18 protein-coding genes and 1 pseudogene are annotated in these 19224 nt (G+C 58.3%); 10 read left to right on the forward strand and 9 right to left on the reverse strand.

The window, feature by feature from the left end:
• Window positions 1-34 precede the first annotated feature (34 nt).
• Both KVQ74_RS20230 and KVQ74_RS20235 read right to left on the reverse strand, forming a co-directional pair.
• Window positions 35-1087 carry a diguanylate cyclase gene (locus KVQ74_RS20230; protein ID WP_217832963.1) on the reverse strand — a complete coding sequence of 351 codons (1053 nt, stop codon included), beginning with the start codon at window positions 1085-1087 and terminating at the stop codon, window positions 35-37.
• A gap of 157 nt (window positions 1088-1244) precedes the next feature.
• Window positions 1245-1853 (reverse strand): TetR/AcrR family transcriptional regulator, encoded by a 609-nt coding sequence (locus KVQ74_RS20235; protein WP_217832929.1) that lies wholly within the window; start codon window positions 1851-1853, stop codon window positions 1245-1247.
• Between the two features lie 214 nt (window positions 1854-2067).
• On the opposite strand from KVQ74_RS20235, the gene KVQ74_RS20240 reads away from it, so the two are divergent.
• Complete coding sequence (locus KVQ74_RS20240) at window positions 2068-3138, forward strand: MBL fold metallo-hydrolase (RefSeq protein ID WP_217832930.1); 1071 nt, start codon at window positions 2068-2070, stop codon at window positions 3136-3138.
• On the opposite strand, the gene KVQ74_RS20245 is transcribed toward KVQ74_RS20240, so the two are convergent.
• From KVQ74_RS20245 to KVQ74_RS20255, 3 genes and pseudogenes are all read right to left on the reverse strand, one after another.
• The gene (locus KVQ74_RS20245) at window positions 3126-3440 is read right to left on the reverse strand and encodes an XRE family transcriptional regulator (protein WP_217832931.1); all 315 of its coding nucleotides are present in this window, start codon (window positions 3438-3440) and stop codon (window positions 3126-3128) included. The genes KVQ74_RS20240 and KVQ74_RS20245 overlap by 13 nt on opposite strands.
• Before the next feature lie 12 nt (window positions 3441-3452).
• Entirely contained in the window at window positions 3453-3770 is a 318-nt protein-coding gene (locus KVQ74_RS20250) for a helix-turn-helix domain-containing protein (protein WP_217832964.1), read from the reverse strand.
• A 96-nt stretch (window positions 3771-3866) separates the two neighbouring features.
• Window positions 3867-4260: pseudogene (locus tag KVQ74_RS20255) on the reverse strand (helix-turn-helix domain-containing protein); the annotation flags it as partial.
• A 136-nt stretch (window positions 4261-4396) separates the two neighbouring features.
• Between KVQ74_RS20255 and KVQ74_RS20260 the strand changes: the two are divergent.
• A complete protein-coding gene (locus KVQ74_RS20260; protein WP_217832932.1) occupies window positions 4397-5587 on the forward strand; it encodes a hypothetical protein in 1191 nt (396 codons plus the stop codon).
• A gap of 3 nt (window positions 5588-5590) precedes the next feature.
• On the opposite strand, the gene KVQ74_RS20265 is transcribed toward KVQ74_RS20260, so the two are convergent.
• Window positions 5591-6574, reverse strand: coding sequence for a hypothetical protein (locus KVQ74_RS20265; RefSeq protein ID WP_217832933.1), 984 nt, complete (start codon window positions 6572-6574; stop codon window positions 5591-5593).
• 169 nt (window positions 6575-6743) lie between these two features.
• On the opposite strand from KVQ74_RS20265, the gene KVQ74_RS20270 reads away from it, so the two are divergent.
• The gene (locus KVQ74_RS20270; RefSeq protein ID WP_217832934.1) at window positions 6744-7844 is read left to right on the forward strand and encodes an HNH endonuclease; all 1101 of its coding nucleotides are present in this window, start codon (window positions 6744-6746) and stop codon (window positions 7842-7844) included.
• A gap of 186 nt (window positions 7845-8030) precedes the next feature.
• Here the strand turns inward: KVQ74_RS20270 and KVQ74_RS20275 are convergent, their stop codons facing one another.
• From KVQ74_RS20275 to KVQ74_RS20285, 3 genes are all read right to left on the reverse strand, one after another.
• Window positions 8031-8612 carry a BRO-N domain-containing protein gene (locus tag KVQ74_RS20275; RefSeq protein ID WP_225930115.1) on the reverse strand — a complete coding sequence of 194 codons (582 nt, stop codon included), beginning with the start codon at window positions 8610-8612 and terminating at the stop codon, window positions 8031-8033.
• Between the two features lie 365 nt (window positions 8613-8977).
• Window positions 8978-10228: a ribonucleotide-diphosphate reductase subunit beta gene (locus KVQ74_RS20280; protein WP_217832935.1), complete on the reverse strand. Its 1251-nt coding sequence runs from the start codon at window positions 10226-10228 to the stop codon at window positions 8978-8980.
• 555 nt (window positions 10229-10783) lie between these two features.
• Window positions 10784-11044: a DUF2790 domain-containing protein gene (locus KVQ74_RS20285; RefSeq protein WP_007951066.1), complete on the reverse strand. Its 261-nt coding sequence runs from the start codon at window positions 11042-11044 to the stop codon at window positions 10784-10786.
• A gap of 406 nt (window positions 11045-11450) precedes the next feature.
• Here KVQ74_RS20285 and acs point away from each other — a divergent pair, with 406 nt between their 5' ends.
• From acs to argR, 7 genes are all read left to right on the forward strand, one after another.
• Window positions 11451-13406, forward strand: a complete 1956-nt coding sequence (gene acs, locus KVQ74_RS20290) for an acetate--CoA ligase (RefSeq protein WP_217832936.1) — start codon at window positions 11451-11453, stop codon at window positions 13404-13406.
• 560 nt (window positions 13407-13966) lie between these two features.
• On the forward strand, window positions 13967-14740 hold the full coding sequence (locus KVQ74_RS20295; RefSeq protein WP_217832937.1) for an ABC transporter substrate-binding protein: 774 nt from the start codon (window positions 13967-13969) through the stop codon (window positions 14738-14740).
• A gap of 91 nt (window positions 14741-14831) precedes the next feature.
• Window positions 14832-15521 carry an ABC transporter permease gene (locus tag KVQ74_RS20300; protein WP_217832938.1) on the forward strand — a complete coding sequence of 230 codons (690 nt, stop codon included), beginning with the start codon at window positions 14832-14834 and terminating at the stop codon, window positions 15519-15521.
• Window positions 15518-16216, forward strand: coding sequence for an ABC transporter permease (locus KVQ74_RS20305; protein ID WP_217832939.1), 699 nt, complete (start codon window positions 15518-15520; stop codon window positions 16214-16216). The genes KVQ74_RS20300 and KVQ74_RS20305 overlap by 4 nt, the downstream gene beginning before the upstream one ends.
• A 1-nt stretch (window position 16217) precedes the next feature.
• Window positions 16218-17330, forward strand: a complete 1113-nt coding sequence (locus tag KVQ74_RS20310) for a M14 family metallopeptidase (protein ID WP_217832940.1) — start codon at window positions 16218-16220, stop codon at window positions 17328-17330.
• 27 nt (window positions 17331-17357) lie between these two features.
• Entirely contained in the window at window positions 17358-18122 is a 765-nt protein-coding gene (locus KVQ74_RS20315) for an ABC transporter ATP-binding protein (protein WP_003227281.1), read from the forward strand.
• Window positions 18123-18233: 111 nt separating this feature from the next.
• The gene (gene argR / locus KVQ74_RS20320; RefSeq protein WP_217832941.1) at window positions 18234-19214 is read left to right on the forward strand and encodes a transcriptional regulator ArgR; all 981 of its coding nucleotides are present in this window, start codon (window positions 18234-18236) and stop codon (window positions 19212-19214) included.
• Window positions 19215-19224 lie beyond the last annotated feature (10 nt).

Genomic DNA, 19224 nt, shown 5'->3' on the forward strand with positions numbered 1-19224 from the left:
GAAAGCGTATGCGACAGCTTTTGTACAAGTTTTGTCAGACGCTGGAATGGCCCAACGCTACGCTGATTGTGTTACGGCCCGTGTGTTTGGCGGTATACAACGCTTTGTCGGCATCGTCCAGCCAGTCGAGTGCGTCGGGGTAAGCGCGTTGATAGCGCGCCAGTCCGATGCTCAGGCTGACCCGTAATTCGGGTACATCGGGGTGGCGGTATTGGTGCAGGGCCTGGCGCAGTTGCTCCATCAATGCTTCGGCCTTGGTCAACGGCAGGTTGGGCAGGATCACGCAGAATTCGTCGCCGCCATAGCGGCCGGCCAGATCACGCTGGTCCAGCAGGGATTTCAGTTCACGGCTCAGCTGGCGCAGTACCGTGTCGCCGACGATATGGCCGTAACTGTCGTTGATCACCTTGAAATGATCGATGTCGATCAGCGCCAGTGTGGCCTGGCTGTTGTGCTCGTGGCATTGCTGGAATTTCAGGTGCAGCAGGTCTTTCCAGGCGCCGTGGTTGAGCAGACCGGTCAGGCTGTCGGTGCGACTGAGGGCGCTGAGGGTGCGTTTGTGTTCCCCGAGTTTTATCGCCAGACGGTAACAGACCATGCCCAGGGCCAGCGGGTAGAGCGTCAGCATGGGCAGGCATGCCCAGACCTGAATCGGTGTGGTGGTGAGGCTGAACTTCACCCCGAAAATCGACCAGCCCAGCAGCACGCCAATCAGCTGAGCGAGGGCGCCAAGCATGCACAGTCGCTGACCGCCGGCCGCCACGTTGTTCATGGTCATCATCGACAGGATGGTGACGGTGGTCAGCGGATTGAATTGAAAGCTCGCGGCCCAGAAACCACCGAAGACCGAGTCATACAGCAGGTTGCGGCGTTCGGCGCGATAGGGAAATGCCGAGCGGGTCGACACCTGATAGGCCACATGAGGCCAGGCCAGACCATTGAACAGCAACAGAGCCCAGAGCCAGGCCGGCGGGTTCAACGGGTACAGCGCGGCACCGACACTGAACATGCCAATGCCCAGGCCAATGGCCCGTGGAAGGTAGATGCGCCTGGCGAATGACAAGCCTTTGCCGCGTTGGTTTTCCATGATGTTCTGCGCCAGATTCATTCTGAAACACTTTGCAGTGTAAAACTCTGACTGACCGGTCGTCGGCCAATTGGCAGACATTGTCATTTATTCCAGCGGGAATATTCAGTGTCCTTGTGAGCCATTTAACCGGGATAAAGGCTCGCGCAGTCCCGGTCTAGAGCTGGTAGCAGGCCAGAAACATGTCCAGCGCGGCCTCGACCACGGTGCTTTGCGTGGCGCTGTCGAGGGTGGGTTGGCCCATGGAAATCTGTGGCCAGAAGGCGAAGGCTTTCAGCAGACCTTGTACCTGATGCGCGGCGAATTCCGGGTCGACCGGTTTGAGTCGGCCAGCGGTCTGGGCGGCGCGGATCCACACAGTCACGCTTTCTTCGCGTTCGCGCATGCGCGCCACCATGTTCTGCGCGCGCTCCGGGGAGTGAATGGTGGCGGCGATGGCAACCCGCGCCAGGTTGAGAAAGTTTTCGTCGGCCATCAGCTGCAATTTGGCCAGCAGGATCTGGCGCAGTTGGTCGCGCAAAGGTTGCTCAGGTTGATAGGCCAATGATTGCTCGGTGCTGATCCGTGCCCACAACTGGCCGAGAATTTCGGCGAACAGCTCCTCTTTACTCGGGAAATGGTTGTAAACGGTGCGCTTCGATACCCCGGCGGTCGCCGCAATCCTGTCCATGCTGGTGATGTCGAAACCGTTGGCGCGAAACTCGGTGATGGCCGCCTGAATGATGGCTTCGCGTTTACGGTCGGTGAGGCGCTGTGGAGCTGTCATAAATTCGATTCGGCAGAAAAAAGAGGAAATTACACTCGGCAGTTTACTTGTCATCCGGTTTGATGCAACCTAGAAACTACACCGATCAGTGTAATGTTGTCTTAATCGGTGCACCCTAAAACCAGATGTCCGGCTGATGCGTGCGTGCCTTGGCCCTTTATCGTCCCACCGTGGAAAACCGTGAATTGTTCGGTTTTTCTGGAGTCATTCATTCATGGCCAATTCAATTTCCTCCGCGAATCACGACTCGACAAACGCGGCATCCACGCCTGAAGCGTCCCGGCAGGATCAGGGACTGTTCCGCAACCATGCCCCGGTGCAACGGGAAGGCGTACGCAAGATGCTACGAATCATGTGGAACATGATCTTCCACAAACCCCACAACACCCGCCCCGCAGGGGCCATCCCGGTGCAGCCCCTGACCCGCGAAGACCTGCTGGCGGCGCCCAACCACAGCGTCTACCGCCTTGGTCACTCGACCCTGCTGCTGAAGATGCAGGACAAATTCTGGATCACTGACCCGGTGTTCGCCGAGCGCGCTTCTCCGGTGCAATGGGCCGGCCCGAAACGCTTCCACCAGCCGCCGATCAGCATCGATGAGTTGCCACCGATCGAAGCGGTGATCCTGTCGCACAACCACTACGACCATCTCGACTACGAGGCCGTGCTCAAACTCGCGGCCAAGACCAACGTCTTCCTGACCCCGCTGGGCGTCGGCGACACCCTGGTCAAATGGGGCATCGACGCCGACAAAGTCCGCCAGTTCGACTGGTGGCAAGGCACCGAAGTCGCCGGCATCCGCTTCGTCGCCACCCCGTCGCAACACTTTTCAGGGCGTGGCCTGTTCGACAGCAACGCTACCCTGTGGGCGTCCTGGGTGATGATCGACGGCGACAAGCGCATCTTCTTCAGCGGCGACAGCGGCTACTTCAACGGCTTCAAACGCATCGGCGAACAATACGGCCCGTTCGACCTGACCCTGATGGAAACCGGCGCCTACAACGTCGAATGGCCCCACGTTCACATGCAGCCCGAAGAAACCCTGCAAGCCCACATCGACCTCAAGGGTCGCTGGCTCTTCCCGATCCACAACGGCACCTTCGACCTGGCCATGCACGCCTGGCACGAACCTTTCGACCGCATCCTCGCCCTGGCCTGGGAGCGCAGCGTCTCCATCACCACCCCGCAAATGGGCGAGGCCTTCAACCTGGCGCAACCGCAGCGGGGGAGTACGTGGTGGCTGGCGGTTGAAGGGGAGGGTGAGGTTGTTGTTCAGAGCGCTTGAGGCTTTGACCTGATTCGCTCTGCGGAGCGAATCAGGTCACTTCCGTCGCCGGTTCCCGACAACCGATTAATGTAGTGCTCAATCGTGATTATCGGCACCTCTCGAAACTTGCCACGAAGGATCTCTTTCAGCTTTACCAAAGAAAGCTCAAGCTTGCGTGCTGCCTCTGCTTCACAGGTGCCAAGCGTTTTGATGAGCTCGGCCAGTTGGCTAACGCGTTCCGATTTACCTCGCATATCCTCGGCATCGGCAAGTTCTAAAGACTGATAAACATCACGTTCGCTTTCTTCAATTTTGATCATGTCCTTGAGCCTTCATTCAGCCATCGCAAAATCCCCACGCTCCACACTCTCCGTTGTCACCCCCTTCAAACTCGCACTGCGCCCCGGCGCAAACCCCGGGAAGAACACCAACCCCTGTGCCTCAAACCGATAGGCCAGCGCCAACCGTGTCGCGTCCGCCACGTCTTGCTGCGCTTCAAACCGCTGAATGTCGTCTACCGATACCTCCGCCTCCCGCGACAGCTGCTCGACGCTCCAGCCGAGCATTACCCGGGCCTGCACGCAATGGGTCGGGGTGAACTGGAAGAGGGCGATACGTTCGAGAATGAGGTTCATCGCTAAAGAGGCCATGGTGTGCTCCGGGCTCGAGAGTGCTGATGGAAAATGTACTGTGTTTTTGTACAGTTGTTTTTGGCCGGGATCAAACGCATTTTTTGATTTGCCCTGCTTCGCCGCCTTCAACCAGACGGACGGTGCCTGACCGAGGATGCGGCGGGACATGGTCGAGAATGCCGCCGGGCTTTCGTCGCCGAAATCCAGGGCGATTCGCGTCACGGCTTCCCCCGCCGCCAGCCGTGCCAGCGCCTGTACCACGCAGGCTCGCTGGCGCCATTGGCTGAAACTCAGGCCGGTTTGCTGTCGGAACGGTCTGTTGAAGGTGCGTAAGCTTACGTGTAAGTCAACCGTCCATTGCAGGGGTGGCAAGTGGGCATTCGGCTGATACAGAAACTTCTGACACCGCTCCCAGTAATTTTCCGTCAGACGGAAGGGGGATATGCAAGGGCAACGGCGCACTGCGCGCCAATTCGTGCAGCAGCAAATCCATCAGCGTTCCATTGCGGCTGGTCTGGTCTCCGTTTATCGCGTTGGAGTCGAGCCTCGATTCCTTCATGCAGTGCAGTCATAATCCGCCCCGAATTTCCCAGCGTCGGTTTTCATGCCCCGACGCTGCCCCCACTCCATTCAAGGATCGATCAATGCTCAAGGGACTGATGCGCCTCGCACCCTGCGCCGCTGTGTTGTGCTCTCTGATTTCCACCGCTCACGCCGACGAGGGCAAGCGCGTATTCACCGGCACCTTGGGCAAAACGCCGATCGTCGTCGAACTCAATACCGCACAGCAGGACGAAGTGACCGGCCGTTACTTCTACGAGAAGTACCATCGTGACCTGCCCCTCAGTGGCGCGTTGCTGGACAGCACGCTGACCCTGGTTGAAGGCAACAATCGTTATGGCGACGACAAACCGCTGCCGACCTTGAAGCTGGAAGAAACCGCCGATGGCTGGCAGGGCGAGTGGCAAAGTCCGCAGGGCAAGAAGCTCGCCGTACAACTGTCTGAAGCCAAACTTGCCGCGCCGTCATCCAATGCGCTGCCTTTTATTGCCGCGCTGCCGGCCAGCGATCCGTACGAATATTTGCGTGTCCAGGGGCTCAAGCTCAAACCGCTGAAGAAGCAGGACTTCATGGGCTACACCCTGCAATGGTGGACGGAGCCGGACTCGAAGATTTCTTTGTTCAGCGTGGAATCCGGTCTACCGAAAGATGACCTGCAACGGGTCAATCAGCAGTTGCTCGGGCGCTTGTGGAGCGAGGTCATCAGCTATCACGGTTGTCAGTTGATGGGCGGGGAAAACGTCGAGTTCATGCAACAGGCGGAACCCAAGCTGATTTCGCCAGCGGTGGTCAGCCTGAACATCTCCACCAGTTATTACTGCGGCGGCGCGCACCCGGACTTCGGCGATTCGCCGCTCAACATCGACGTCAACACCGGCCACCCGTTGTCGCTCGAAGATGTGCTGTGGGTCGGCAAAGGACAGCCGCTGCTCCATGCCGAGCGCGACAGCCTGGGAGACAAACCGTTGAACGAAAGCGAAAGTGCCGCGCGCTCGACTTATCAGCGCGAAGTCCTGGTGCCGTGGCTGATCAAACAATTCACCGCGTTGTACCCCGAAGAAATGAAGAAGCCGACTCAGGAAGACGACTGCGACTTCACCGATGAAAGCATCTGGGGTTATTCGTCCTGGCACTTCACCGCGAAAGGCTTGTACCTGGGCCCTTACTTCGCCCGCGTACAACGCTCGTGCGATTCGCCGGACTGGTCGATCCTGCCGTATTCGGTGGTCAAACAGCATCCCGGCGCGGTCAAACTGCAACTGCCGCAGAACTAAGCGTCACGCCAGCCCCGGTGCCTCGCGCACAATGAAGTGGTCGAGGTTCTCGATATTCACACTGAACACCCCGAACGTCTGTTCGGGGTTTTTCTTGCTCGGCACTTGCTTCAACTCCGGCGTCACGCCGTAGAAGAAACAGAACAACTCTTTATCGCTGTCGATCGCGTGCTTGATCTCTTCGAGAAACGCCTTGCGCTTGCGGTAGTTGTCGATCAGCTTCTTGCTCAAATAGACGTTCACCGAATACGGCTTCTTCTTCGCCTCATCCGCCTGCTTGAACCAGACCTTCTGCTCGAAATCGATGCGAAAACTCTGGGTGTAATCCTTGATCTCCTTGATCTTGCCCCAGTAAATCAGCCCCTTGTTATCCAGCAGATACTCGATCTTCTTGAAAAACGAGCCATAAGGCGCCGTGTGCTCGCCGACCTTCAACGGCATGCGCTTGAGCAATTCCTTGTCGGCGAAGTTCGACACAAAACACTCCACCGGGTGGGCGAAGACACTGGTCTTGTCCGGCGCCGTCTCACGGCTCGCCGACTCTTTAGCACTTACCCCAGCGACCCGAACCGGATCATCGCGCAACACATCCGCTTCCACATTGGGCGCCGCAGGCTTGCGCACATACTCACGCCGAGTCAGCAACAACTCCGACGGGAAATGCTCCTCCGGCCCGCCATCCCCCTCACCATCAGACGCCTCAACGCCCGACCCCGGAGTCTTCAAACTCACATACGGACAGCCCGCCACATGCTGCGTAGTGGGCAGGTTTTTGAAATGCGGGGTGCGCACGTAATTCACATTCTTGGCGTTGAACGTGCCCAACTCGTTGGACGCCTCGAATGCCGAGCGACAGGCATCGTTGGGGCACTGGAAGTGCTCTTTCGCGGAATCGAACGCCACCGTCTCATCGAAATTCAGATCGCGAACGTCATAGATCGACAACTTGTCGTCGAGGCCGAGGCAGTAGGCGAGGTCGAATTTCATGGTGGGGCTCGGGTCCTTGAGTGGGGGATTAATAGCGGGAGGCAAGTTATGCCGCACGTGTGGGGGATTATAAATAGTGGCTTTTCGCCCTGTTACGTATTGAAACCCTTTTGTACTTTGGGGATTATAGGAATTTTCCTACATCCATAGTCGATAAAGGGCAGCATTCGTGGTGATCAAAGCAGTTTCGAAGGAACGAATAAGCAAAGCGATGCTGGAGTTTGATCATAAATTTCGGAGCAAGCGCGAGTGGCACGGTTGGGAAAATAACCAAGCTCATCGCTATGCTGTTCACGCGGGTGGCGAACTGTATCCGGCAAAGAAAATCGTTTCATTGGCAACTGGTATTGCTGTAGGAGCTTTTTCCGGGGGGCATCCGACCAACAGCTACCTAGAAAGGCGAGGCTTCACCGTTGTTGAATTACCGCGTGGGGAAGGCAAGCCTATATTGCAGTTCGTACCTAAGGCGGTTTACGACCGAAAAACCGAGATCAACGGACCATTTGGCGGAAGCAGACAAAATGGTATTGCAGGATCCACTACCTACCCGGTGATCTTTTTGTTCACGGGCGATAGCGGTGAGCAATATGGGTACGCTGACGATTGGGACGATGACGGGGCATACCTTTACACCGGCGAAGGACAGCGCGGACCGATGACTTTGACTCGTGGAAACCGAGCCATTGCTGAGCATGCGGAGGATGGCCGAGCTCTGCATATGTTCAGGTCACTTGGTAAAGGAAATGGCTACGTTTATGTGGGCGAGTTTTCTTGTGCCGACATGTTTGAGCGTACCCAACCGGATGTGAGCGGCGCCGCTCGGACGGCGATTGTTTTTCGGTTAGTTCCCGTCGGGATTCCGAATGGAGTGATCGAGGTTGAAGCAGAGGATGAGGACAAAACTGACCTCCCAGCCTCTCTAGCAGCCGCGCGTCTGGCTGCACTAGCTGCATGCAAGCCAACCAGTGATGATTTAGCACAATCTGCTCCGCGTAAGATCTATCAGCGCAGCCGAAAGGTTGCACACTATGTGCAGATGCGCGCCCAAGGAGTATGCGAGAGTTGTGAGCGGCCTGCTCCCTTTATGAAAAAAGATGGCACACCCTACTTGGAACCGCATCATGTAAACCGGGTCTCCGATGGCGGGTTAGACCATCCACGTTATGTGGGGGCCGTGTGTCCAAGCTGCCACCGGGAAATTCATTCTGGAGTGCACGGAGCATTGGTGAATGAGAGGCTAAAGCAGCGGTTGGAAGTAATCGAACGCTGATTAATTGTAGCTATGCCCAATCGCAGGCTGAGTTTTTAGCGTTGCCCCATTGCTTCGTCTTTTTCCCTACTTATTCGAATGCCGAGGGTTGAAAACCCTCGGATTTACTAAGTTGCCTTTACGATTTTTGCGAAAGTCGAGTCGTGATTGGCGACAATTTAGCGAGTGCGTGCATTTTCTGGAGTTCTAGCCAATCGACCGCGTCGATGACTGTAGTATTTGCGCGATCTTCCGCCACCACGGTTGAACCATCAGCGTTCTCTGCTGTGTCTGACCGTGTAACAAACACGGCATATCCCGCAGCCGAATCCAGCCTTCATCCTGCCAATGCAGCAGACTCAACGACATCTCTGGCCAGTTCAACAGGCTCAATGTTGGTCGATCTGAGCTCTCCGAAGGATCAGCATCTCGCAAAGCAGTTACTACCTGATTGGTCAACCACTCACGTAGCAAACGATTCTCGGGGATGTAGTGATACACCAACAATGCATATACGCCGGATTCGCTGAGCATCAGTTGCTTTTCAGGTTGTCGGTAGTACTCGATCCACAACAAGCGGTGTTGATCGTTGTCCAGTTTGTTGATCATTCGATCACTCAGATGTACGCCCATCAATCGGCCAATATCGCGAGCGCAGAACCATGCTTGGTTTTCGATTAGAACAGCATGAAGGGCCAGATTGTGGCGAGAGAAAACTGTTATAGAAAATGGATCAGACACGACCGACTTCCATATTTTGGTGCCGGTGTGAAACGTTGCTTCTGGCATATCGATGACCTCTACGTTTGAATTTTTGGAGGGCCGGCTCCAACGTAGAGTGGACTTAAGAAATCCCAACGAGCGGGGCAACCACACGCTACGCGGATCAATCATCAGAATGATCGTGCGTTTGTGTCATTGGCCAAGCTTTCTACGTTGGGCGTTTCTTAGGCACCTGCGATAGAGCTTAGAGGTGCGGATATCGAGCAGCAATGCGGAAGAGGCTGCGCGTTCTGTAGGAGATTTTTTGCTGTGGCGTAGGGGTTAAAAGGATTATTCATCGCCCACTAAAAAGCCCCGATCAAATCGGGGCTTTTTACTTTCTCAATTCGACGACTCAAAAGGCAATCGTCAAATCGTGGCGAGCGAGACGATTAGTCCCAGCTCAGAGCACCACCAGTTTGGTACTCGATCACGCGAGTCTCAAAGAAGTTCTTCTCCTTCTTCAAGTCCATAATCTCGCTCATCCAAGGGAACGGGTTAGTCGTCCCTGGATACTCTTCCTTCAAGCCGATCTGCGACAAACGACGGTTAGCGATGAACTTCAGATAGTCCTCCATCATCGCCGCGTTCATGCCCAGTACGCCGCGAGGCATGGTGTCGCGGGCGTATTCGATTTCCAGTTGAGTGCCTTGCAGGATCATCTGAGAGGCTTCTTCCTTCATTTCGGCATCCCACAGGTGCGGGTTTTCGATTTTGATCTGGTTGATCACGTCGATGCCGAAGTTCAGGTGCATGGATTCGTCGCGCAGGATGTACTGGAACTGCTCGGCGACGCCGGTCATTTTGTTGCGGCGGCCCATGGAGAGGATCTGGGTGAAGCCGCAATAGAAGAAGATGCCTTCCAGGACGCAGTAGTAGGCGATCAGGTTGCGCAGCAGCTCTTTGTCGGTTTCGACGGTGCCGGTGTTGAATTCCGGGTCGGAGATGGCGCGGGTGTATTTGAGGCCCCAGGCGGCCTTTTTCGCGACCGACGGGATCTCGTGGTACATGTTGAAGATTTCGCCTTCATCCATACCCAGCGATTCGATGCAGTACTGGTAGGCGTGGGTGTGGATCGCCTCTTCGAAGGCCTGGCGCAGGATGTACTGGCGGCATTCCGGGTTGGTGATCAAGCGGTACACGGCCAGGGCCAGGTTGTTGGCTACCAGGGAGTCGGCGGTGGAGAAGAAGCCGAGGTTGCGCATCACGATGCGGCGCTCGTCGTCGGTCAGGCCTTCCGGGTTTTTCCAGAGGGCGATGTCGGCGGTCATGTTGACTTCTTGCGGCATCCAGTGGTTTGCGCAGCCGTCCAGATATTTCTGCCAGGCCCAGTCGTACTTGAAGGGCACGAGCTGGTTGAGGTCGGCGCGGCAGTTGATCATGCGCTTTTCGTCAACGGCGACACGGGCGGCAGAGCCTTCGAGTTCGGCGAGGCCTTCGGCGACGTCGAGCGAATCCAGTGCAGCCTTGGCGCGGGCCACAGCGGCCGAGTCTTCGGCGGTCACGGCGCGGGCTTCGAGGGCGGCGGCACCGCCGGCGCTGTCGAGGCGGTCCATGTTGGCTTCAGCGGCGTGGCCGGCGTTGGCGCCTTTCACTACGGCTTCTTCACTGTCTTCTTTGTCGAATTCGTCCCAGCTCAGCATGACGTGTCGTCTCCTGCGTGAGGGCCAGATGCCCGTGTGAAACCTGATGGTTGGTTTTTCACACGGCCGTACTGGCCGCGTTGGATAGCGTTTTTTGCAGCGATGCGACGCAGGCAATAAACATGGATTTTGTACGGGGTTCCGAGAGCCTCTGATGGGCGCAATCAGCGTTGGACGCTGCTGCGGGGCTTCAGATTGGCTGTTGATCCCTGTAAGGGAATATTGCTGACCCGATTAGGGCGGCATTATAGGGAAAAAAATATGCTTGTGGGGGGAGGCGAATCGGCGCAGGTGCGTGAAACGGGAGGGTGATTTCAGTCGGAGCGAGGGTTTACAGGGCTTTGATCGAGATTGGCTGTGCGGGATTTTTTTTCAATTATTTTTCTGCCGGGCGACGATTGTTCAAGAAACGATCAAAAAAACACCATTTTCACTACATGTTGTGTTTCGCAATCCTTTTTTACGTCTCTAGACACAACTGAGCCCGACCGAAGCCGGGCTGGAATCGACGCTCAGCGAGGCGCTGAAATGATCGATTCGGTGCAGTCTGAATCATCAATTGGTGCAGCCGTTGCCCATGATGCTGTAACGCAGGATGTGACGCTGGCCGGTGGAGTCGTCGTACTCCATTTTCATCGGAACCACTTCGCAGACATTGGGTACTTCGCTCATGGATACAACTTTGGCGATGTCCAGATGAGTGGAGTAAGTGTATTCCTCGATGGCCGGTTGTTGCTGTGCGACATCAGTCGGGACCTCGTCTGCCATGGCGGTTGCGCACAGACTGCTGAGGGCCAGAACCAATAAAGCTTTCATTTCAAAGTTACCTTCTTGAGGTCGAGTGGGGTCACGCAACCTTTTTGGGGTTGCGTGTGGAACTTCATTGCTTTGATTCATTACTTGGAGCGCTGGATTAACGGCCTTCGTGGGGGCTGTAACGTTGTTAATCGCTTTGCCTTGTCGGCGAGGTGAATTTTAGGGAGGCGGGGGAGGGGTAAACAGCCGTGGTTTTGATAAACACCTTTGGCAGATTTGGTAACAATCGCGCCGCAGAATGAAAAAACGCCGCTTCGCCAGTGCCGGCGGGGCCGTGGATGTTGGGGCTGGCGGGTATGCCCACGTTTTGCAGGGGCTTGTTACTACCATCGTCGAATGGTTCTATACGGTCGCCCCGGCTACAACAGGGTCATACAAAAACAACTATTACACCGAGGTAGGAAAGATGAGTGCGGCTTCCCTGTATCCCGTTCGTCCCGAGGTAGCAGCCAATACGCTGACCGACGAGGCGACCTACAAAGCCATGTACCAGCAGTCGGTCGTCAACCCTGACGGCTTCTGGCGCGAGCAGGCCAAGCGCCTCGACTGGATCAAGCCTTTCACCACGGTGAAGCAGACGTCGTTCGACGATCACCATGTCGATATCAAATGGTTTGCCGATGGCACCCTGAACGTTTCCTACAACTGCCTCGACCGCCATCTGGCCGAGCGTGGCGACCAGATCGCGATCATCTGGGAAGGTGACGATCCTGCCGAAAGCCGCAACATCACTTATCGCGAACTGCATGAACAAGTGTGCAAGTTCGCCAACGCCCTGCGCGGTCAGGACGTGCACCGGGGTGACGTGGTCACCATCTATATGCCGATGATCCCCGAAGCCGTGGTCGCCATGCTGGCCTGCACCCGGATCGGCGCGATTCACTCGGTGGTGTTCGGTGGTTTCTCGCCGGAAGCCCTGGCCGGTCGCATCATCGACTGCCGCTCGAAAGTGGTGATCACCGCTGACGAAGGCATCCGCGCCGGCAAGAAGATTTCCCTCAAGGCCAACGTCGACGACGCCCTGACCAACCCGGAAACCAGCAGCATCCAGAAAGTCATCGTATGCAAGCGCACCGGTGGCGACATCAAGTGGAACCAGCATCGCGACATCTGGTACGAAGACCTGATGAAAGTGGCGGGCACCGTTTGCGCGCCAAAAGAGATGGGCGCCGAAGAAGCGCTGTTCATCCTTTATACCTCCGGCTCCACCGGCAAGCCGAAGGGCGTGCAGCACACCACCGGCGGCTACCTGTTGTACGCGGCGATGACCCACGAGCGCGTGTTCGACTACCGTCCGGGCGAAATTTACTGGTGCACCGCCGACGTCGGCTGGGTCACGGGGCACTCTTATATTGTCTACGGGCCACTGGCCAACGGCGCGACCACGCTGCTGTTCGAAGGCGTGCCGAACTATCCGGACATCACCCGGGTGGCGAAGATCGTCGACAAGCACAAGGTCAACATCCTCTACACCGCACCGACCGCGATCCGCGCCATGATGGCCTCCGGCACTGCCGCCGTTGAAGGTGCCGATGGCAGCAGCCTGCGCCTGCTCGGTTCGGTGGGCGAGCCGATCAACCCGGAAGCCTGGGACTGGTATTACAAGAATGTCGGCAAGTCCCGTTGCCCGATCGTCGATACCTGGTGGCAGACCGAAACCGGCGGCAACATGATGAGCCCGTTGCCGGGCGCGCATGCGCTGAAACCGGGTTCGGCGGCGCGTCCGTTCTTCGGCGTGGTGCCGGCACTGGTCGACAACCTCGGCAACATCATCGAGGGCGAGGCCGAGGGCAATCTGGTGATTCTCGATTCGTGGCCGGGCCAGGCGCGCACGCTGTACGGCGACCATGACCGCTTCGTCGACACCTACTTCAAGACTTTCCGTGGCATGTACTTCACCGGTGACGGCGCGCGCCGGGATGCCGATGGCTACTACTGGATCACCGGGCGCGTGGACGACGTGCTCAACGTTTCCGGCCACCGCATGGGCACCGCCGAGATCGAAAGCGCGATGGTCGCCCACCCGAAAGTCGCCGAAGCGGCGGTGGTGGGTGTGCCGCACGACATCAAGGGACAGGGCATTTATGTCTACGTCACCCTGAAGAATGGCGAGGAGCCGACCGAGCAACTGCGTCTGGAGCTGAAGAACTGGGTGCGCAAGGAGATCGGCCCGATTGCTTCGCCGGACGTGATCCAGTGGGCACCGGGGCTGCCGAAGACCCGTTCGGGCAAGATCATGCGCCGCATCCTGCGCAAGATCGCCACGGCGGAGTACGAAGGCCTGGGCGACATTTCCACCCTGGCCGATCCGGGTGTGGTGCAGCATCTGATCGATACGCACAAGACCATGAACGTCGCGTAAGCAGCGGGTCTGCAGCCTGAAAAGCCCCGTCCGGCATCACGCCGGACGGGGCTTTTTGTTTTCCAATAATTATCGGTTTCGCCCGTCAGACCTTTCTCGCTGTTACCTGTCAGCCTTCAAGTAACTGAATGTGTAACCGCCCGCTGCGCAACGGGGCGATGGGAAACGTCGCGCCCTGTTTCGGGGCCGGGAAAATCCCTGTGAAAAATAAGACATCACCCCGCGCTTGCCGGATTAGAAGGGTTTGCGAATAATAGGCCCGCAATTTGCAGCGTAGATCGGTTCACTGTCTTTTGCTCTTGCATGAAATTGCAGGGCTGTCAATGTGCTCAAGCGGGTTTCTCGATGCATCTGTAATTAGTTGTCGCATTGAAGAAATATCGGCTTCGGGCCTGTCGTTAGAATGCCGATCACTCGCTCGCCGTGGCTCGTGTTGAAATCGCATCCGGTTTCAACGGGAAAAATCCTACGGACGCAGCAACGCTTTTCAGTTCCACCCATTCGCATATTGGGCTGTCGCTCACTCTGCCGTTTTTGCCCTTTACCGATGGAGTTCCAAGATGAAGAAACTCGTGCTGCTTGGCGCCCTGGCACTGTCCGTGCTGTCCCTGCCATCCTTCGCGGATGAGAAGCCCCTGAAGATCGGTATCGAAGCGGCTTACCCTCCATTCGCTTCCAAAGCCCCGGACGGCAGCATCGTCGGTTTCGACTACGACATCGGCAACGCCCTGTGTGAAGAAATGAAGGTCAAGTGCCAGTGGGTCGAGCAAGAGTTCGACGGTCTGATCCCGGCCCTGAAAGTGCGCAAGATCGACGCGATCCTGTCGTCCATGTCGATCACTGAAGACCGCAAGAAGTCCGTGGACTTCACCAACAAGTACTACAACACCCCGGCCCGTCTGGTCATGAAGGAAGGCACCGCAGTCAGCGAAGGCCTGACCGAGCTGAAAGGCAAGAACATCGGCGTGCAGCGTGGCTCGATCCACGAGCGTTTCGCCCGCGAAGTCCTGGCCCCGCTGGGTGCCGAGATCAAGCCATACGGCTCGCAGAACGAAATCTACCTCGACGTGGCCGCCGGCCGCCTCGACGGCACCGTGGCTGACGCTACGCTGTTGAATGACGGCTTCCTGAAAACCGACGCCGGCAAAGGCTTCGCGTTCGTCGGCCCGGCCTTCACCGACGTCAAATACTTCGGCGACGGCGTAGGCATCGCGGTTCGCAAGGGCGACGCCCTGAAAGACAAGATCAACACTGCCATCGCGGCCATCCGCGAGAACGGCAAGTACAAGGCTATCCAGGACAAGTACTTCGACTTCGATATCTACGGCAAGTAACACGTCGCAGCGACAAGTCAGAAATGGCGCAAGCAACAGGATCTCTGCGGTTTGCGCCATTTTTTCATCCCAACTTTCGAGGACCTGAATCATGTTGAAAGGCTACGGGGCTGTCATCCTCGATGGCGTATGGCTGACGCTTCAGCTCGCCTTGTCGTCCATGGCTCTGGCCATCGTTCTCGGGCTGATCGGTGTCGCGCTGCGCCTGTCGCCGGTGCGCTGGCTGGCCTGGCTGGGCGACCTGTACGCGACGGTGATTCGCGGGATTCCCGATCTGGTGCTGATCCTGCTGATCTTCTACGGCGGCCAGGACATGCTCAACCGCGTCGCGCCGATGCTCGGTTATGACGAATACATCGACCTCAACCCGCTGGCCGCCGGTATCGGCACCCTCGGTTTCATTTTCGGTGCGTACCTGTCGGAAACTTTCCGTGGCGCGTTCATGGCGATCCCGAAAGGCCAGGCTGAAGCCGGCATGGCCTACGGCATGAGCAGTTTCCAGGTGTTCTTCCGGGTGATGGTGCCGCAGATGATTCGTCTGGCGATCCCCGGCTTCACCAACAACTGGCTGGTACTGACCAAGGCCACCGCGCTGATTTCCGTGGTCGGTCTGCAAGATATGATGTTCAAGGCCAAGCAGGCGGCCGATGCCACCCGCGAGCCTTTCACCTTCTTCCTTGCAGTGGCGGCGATGTACCTGGTCATCACCAGTGTTTCGTTGCTGGCACTGCGTCACCTTGAGAAGCGCTACTCGGTAGGCGTAAGGGCGGCTGATCTATGATCTTCGACTACAACGTCATTTGGGAGGCCCTGCCGCTGTACCTCGGCGGCCTGGTGACCACCCTCAAACTGCTCGCGCTGTCGCTGTTTTTCGGTCTGCTGGCGGCGTTGCCGCTGGGCCTGATGCGCGTCTCGAAGAACACCGTGGTCAATGGTGCCGCGTGGCTCTACACCTACGTGATTCGCGGCACGCCGATGCTGGTGCAACTGTTCCTGATCTATTACGGTCTGGCCCAGTTCGAAGCCGTGCGCGAGAGCTTCCTCTGGCCGTGGCTGTCCAGCGCAACGTTCTGTGCGTGCCTGGCGTTCGCGATCAATACCAGCGCCTACACCGCCGAAATCATCGCCGGCAGCCTCAAGGCCACGCCGAACGGCGAGATCGAAGCGGCCAAGGCCATGGGCATGTCGCGGGTCAAGATGTACAAGCGCATCCTGCTGCCGTCGGCCCTGCGCCGAGCGCTGCCGCAATACAGCAACGAAGTGATCATGATGCTGCAGACCACCAGTCTGGCGTCCATCGTGACTCTGATCGACATCACCGGCGCGGCCCGCACCGTCAACGCGCAGTTCTATCTGCCGTTCGAGGCGTACATCACCGCCGGCGTGTTCTACCTGTGCCTGACCTTCATTCTGGTGCGCCTGTTCAAGCTGGCCGAGCGTCGCTGGCTGAGCTACCTGGCCCCACGGAAGCACTGATATGGAACGCATCGACCACGTTTTGCCGTGGAGCCACCTGGGCAGCGAGCGCCGAATCTCGGTATTCCGCTTCGGTAGTGGCGAGCGCAAGGCCTACATCCAGGCCAGCCTGCACGCCGATGAGCTGCCGGGCATGCGCACCGCCTGGGAACTGAAAAAACGCCTCGGCGAACTCGAAGCCCAAGGCCGGCTCAACGGCGTGATCGAACTGGTGCCGGTGGCCAACCCGTTGGGTCTGGGGCAGTTGCTGCAAGGCAATCACCAGGGCCGTTTCGAGGCTGGCAGCGGCAAGAATTTCAACCGTGATTTCGTCGAGCTCAGCGCGCCAGTGGCCGCCGAACTGCAAGGCCGGTTGGGCGACGATCCGCATGCCAACATTGCGCTGATCCGTCAGACGATGGCCGCGCATCTGGCGGCATTGCCCGAGGCGAGCAGCCAGTTGCAAGGCATGCAGCGGGTGCTGCTCAGTCATGCCTGCACCGCCGATGTGGTGCTGGACCTGCATTGCGATGCCGAAGCCGCGCTGCACATGTACGCGTTGCCGCAGCACTGGCCGCAATGGCGTTCGCTGGCTGCACATCTGGATGTGAAGGTTGGCCTGCTGGCGGAAGACTCCGGCGGCAGCTCCTTCGACGAAGCCTGTTCGTTGCCGTGGCTGCGTCTGTCGCGGCTGTTTCCGGACGCGCAGATTCCGCTGGCCTGCCTGGCGACTACCATTGAGCTGGGTGGTCAGGCCGATACCGACCGCGCCGATGCCGAGGCCTGGGCCGAGGGCATTCTGGCGTTCCTCGCCGAACAAGGCCTGATCAGCGGCGAGTGGCCGAACCCGGCGCACGAACCCTGCGAAGGCATGCCGTTCGAGGGCACCGAATTGCTGCTGGCGCCGCACCCCGGCGTGGTGAGCTTTTTGCGCAAGCCCGGCGAATGGGTCGAGGCCGGCGCCGAGATTTTTGAAGTGATCGATCCTGTATCCGATCGGGTCAGCACGGTATGTGCTGGTACGTCCGGGGTGCTGTTTGCCATTGAACGGCTGCGCTATGCCCAACCCGGTTTCTGGCTGGCCAAGGTGGCGGGGCGCGAAGCGCTGCGTCACGGGCGCTTGCTCAACGACTGACTGACTGTTTTTGTGAGAACCGACCGCATGTACAAACTTGAAGTCCAAGACCTGCATAAACGCTATGGCAGTCACGAAGTGCTCAAGGGCGTGTCCCTGAAAGCGGCAGCCGGCGATGTGATCAGCATCATCGGCTCCAGTGGCTCCGGCAAAAGTACCTTCCTGCGTTGCATCAACCTGCTGGAGCAGCCGCACGCGGGCAAGATCCTGCTCAACAACGAAGAGCTGAAACTGGTGGCGAACAAGGACGGCGCGCTGAAGGCTGCCGATCCGAAACAGCTGCAACGCATGCGTTCGCGCCTGTCGATGGTGTTCCAGCACTTCAACCTGTGGTCGCACATGACCGCGCTGGAAAACATCATGGAAGCGCCGGTTCACGTGCTGGGTGTGTCCAAGGCCGAAGCCCGCGAGAAAGCCGAGCACTACCTGAACAAGGTTGGCGTGGCCCATCGTAAGGACGCGTTCCCCGGCCACATGTCCGGTGGCGAGCAACAGCGTGTGGCGATTGCCCGTGCGCTGGCGATGGAGCCGGAAGTGATGCTGTTCGACGAGCCGACGTCGGCCCTCGACCCTGAATTGGTCGGCGACGTGCTGAAAGTCATGCAGGCCCTGGCCCAGGAAGGCCGCACCATGGTGGTGGTGACCCACGAAATGGGCTTCGCCCGTGAAGTGTCGAACCAGTTGGTGTTCCTGCACAAAGGCGTGGTGGAAGAGAGCGGCAACCCGCGCGAAGTGCTGGTCAATCCGCAATCGGAACGTCTGCAACAATTCCTCTCGGGCAGCCTCAAGTAAACGCTCCCGTTATGCACCAAATTAGGTCATGCTGCGCAGCGCGCCAGATGGTCTAATTTGGTTGCAGCCGTTTTCGGTTTTTTCCTCTGTTTATGTTTCGGATCGCCCGCCATGACTGCCCATCGAATTGGTTTCCTGATTTGGCCCAGCACTAAAGCCTTGACGCTGGCGCTGGCGGAGGAGGCCTTGCGTGTTGCTCAGCGGGTGCATCCGGATGTGGTCTACGAGTTGTCGTTCCTGCAGGCCGAGCCGCCGAGCGAAGGCGAGTGGCAACTGCCCGGCGAGCCCTGGGCCGGCAAGCTGGAAAACTTTCAGAAGCTGTTTCTGCTCGCCGATGAGCCGCCGGCCACCCTGGCGCCAGCCCTCAGCAGCGCGCTCAAGCAAGTGGTGCGTGCCGGGTGTGTGATCGGTGGTTTGTCGGCCGGTGTGTATCCGTTGGCGCAACTCGGTCTGCTCGACGGTTATCGCGCCGCCGTTCACTGGCGCTGGCAGGACGATTTCGCCGAGCGCTTCCCGAAAGTCATCGCCACCAGCCATCTGTTCGACTGGGATCGCGATCGCCTGAGCGCGTGCGGCGGCATGTCGGTGCTGGATCTGCTGCTGGCGGTGCTGGCCCGGGATCACGGCGCCGAACTGGCTGGTGCAGTCTCTGAAGAGCTGGTGGTGGAGCGCATCCGCGAGGGCGGTGAGCGTCAGCGCATTCCGTTGCAGAACCGCCTCGGCTCCAGCCATCCGAAGCTCACCCAGGCCGTGTTGCTGATGGAGGCCAACATCGAAGAGCCGCTGACCACCGACGAAATCGCCCAGCATGTGTGCGTGTCCCGTCGCCAGTTGGAGCGGATCTTCAAGCAATACCTCAACCGTGTGCCGAGCCAGTACTACCTGGAGCTGCGCCTGAACAAGGCCCGGCAGATGTTGATGCAGACCAGCAAGTCGATCATCCAGATCGGCCTGTCCTGCGGTTTCTCCTCGGGGCCGCACTTCTCCAGCGCCTACCGCAACTTCTTCGGCGCCACGCCACGGGAAGACCGCAACCAGCGACGCAGCAGCAGCCCGTTCGAATTGTCGTCGGTGCCACCCGAGCGCGGCTGACCTGACACGC

The sequence above is a fragment of the Pseudomonas botevensis genome (assembly GCF_019145475.1).
Taxonomy (GTDB): domain Bacteria; phylum Pseudomonadota; class Gammaproteobacteria; order Pseudomonadales; family Pseudomonadaceae; genus Aquipseudomonas; species Aquipseudomonas botevensis.

What these genes read in the sequence shown, in the direction of transcription:
- KVQ74_RS20295 (WP_217832937.1), top strand. Translation starts at nt 13,967, where the DNA reads ATGAAGAAACTCGTGCTGCTTGGCGCCCTGGCACTGTCCGTGCTGTCC.
- KVQ74_RS20300 (WP_217832938.1), top strand. Translation starts at nt 14,832, where the DNA reads ATGTTGAAAGGCTACGGGGCTGTCATCCTCGATGGCGTATGGCTGACG.
- KVQ74_RS20310 (WP_217832940.1), top strand. Translation starts at nt 16,218, where the DNA reads ATGGAACGCATCGACCACGTTTTGCCGTGGAGCCACCTGGGCAGCGAG.
- KVQ74_RS20315 (WP_003227281.1), top strand. Translation starts at nt 17,358, where the DNA reads ATGTACAAACTTGAAGTCCAAGACCTGCATAAACGCTATGGCAGTCAC.
- KVQ74_RS20285 (WP_007951066.1), bottom strand. Translation starts at nt 11,044, where the DNA reads ATGAAAGCTTTATTGGTTCTGGCCCTCAGCAGTCTGTGCGCAACCGCC.
- KVQ74_RS20305 (WP_217832939.1), top strand. Translation starts at nt 15,518, where the DNA reads ATGATCTTCGACTACAACGTCATTTGGGAGGCCCTGCCGCTGTACCTC.
- KVQ74_RS20275 (WP_225930115.1), bottom strand. Translation starts at nt 8,612, where the DNA reads ATGCCAGAAGCAACGTTTCACACCGGCACCAAAATATGGAAGTCGGTC.
- KVQ74_RS20230 (WP_217832963.1), bottom strand. Translation starts at nt 1,087, where the DNA reads ATGGAAAACCAACGCGGCAAAGGCTTGTCATTCGCCAGGCGCATCTAC.
- KVQ74_RS20240 (WP_217832930.1), top strand. Translation starts at nt 2,068, where the DNA reads ATGGCCAATTCAATTTCCTCCGCGAATCACGACTCGACAAACGCGGCA.
- acs (WP_217832936.1), top strand. Translation starts at nt 11,451, where the DNA reads ATGAGTGCGGCTTCCCTGTATCCCGTTCGTCCCGAGGTAGCAGCCAAT.
- KVQ74_RS20265 (WP_217832933.1), bottom strand. Translation starts at nt 6,574, where the DNA reads ATGAAATTCGACCTCGCCTACTGCCTCGGCCTCGACGACAAGTTGTCG.
- KVQ74_RS20235 (WP_217832929.1), bottom strand. Translation starts at nt 1,853, where the DNA reads ATGACAGCTCCACAGCGCCTCACCGACCGTAAACGCGAAGCCATCATT.
- KVQ74_RS20260 (WP_217832932.1), top strand. Translation starts at nt 4,397, where the DNA reads ATGCTCAAGGGACTGATGCGCCTCGCACCCTGCGCCGCTGTGTTGTGC.
- KVQ74_RS20250 (WP_217832964.1), bottom strand. Translation starts at nt 3,770, where the DNA reads ATGGCCTCTTTAGCGATGAACCTCATTCTCGAACGTATCGCCCTCTTC.
- KVQ74_RS20245 (WP_217832931.1), bottom strand. Translation starts at nt 3,440, where the DNA reads ATGATCAAAATTGAAGAAAGCGAACGTGATGTTTATCAGTCTTTAGAA.
- KVQ74_RS20280 (WP_217832935.1), bottom strand. Translation starts at nt 10,228, where the DNA reads ATGCTGAGCTGGGACGAATTCGACAAAGAAGACAGTGAAGAAGCCGTA.
- argR (WP_217832941.1), top strand. Translation starts at nt 18,234, where the DNA reads ATGACTGCCCATCGAATTGGTTTCCTGATTTGGCCCAGCACTAAAGCC.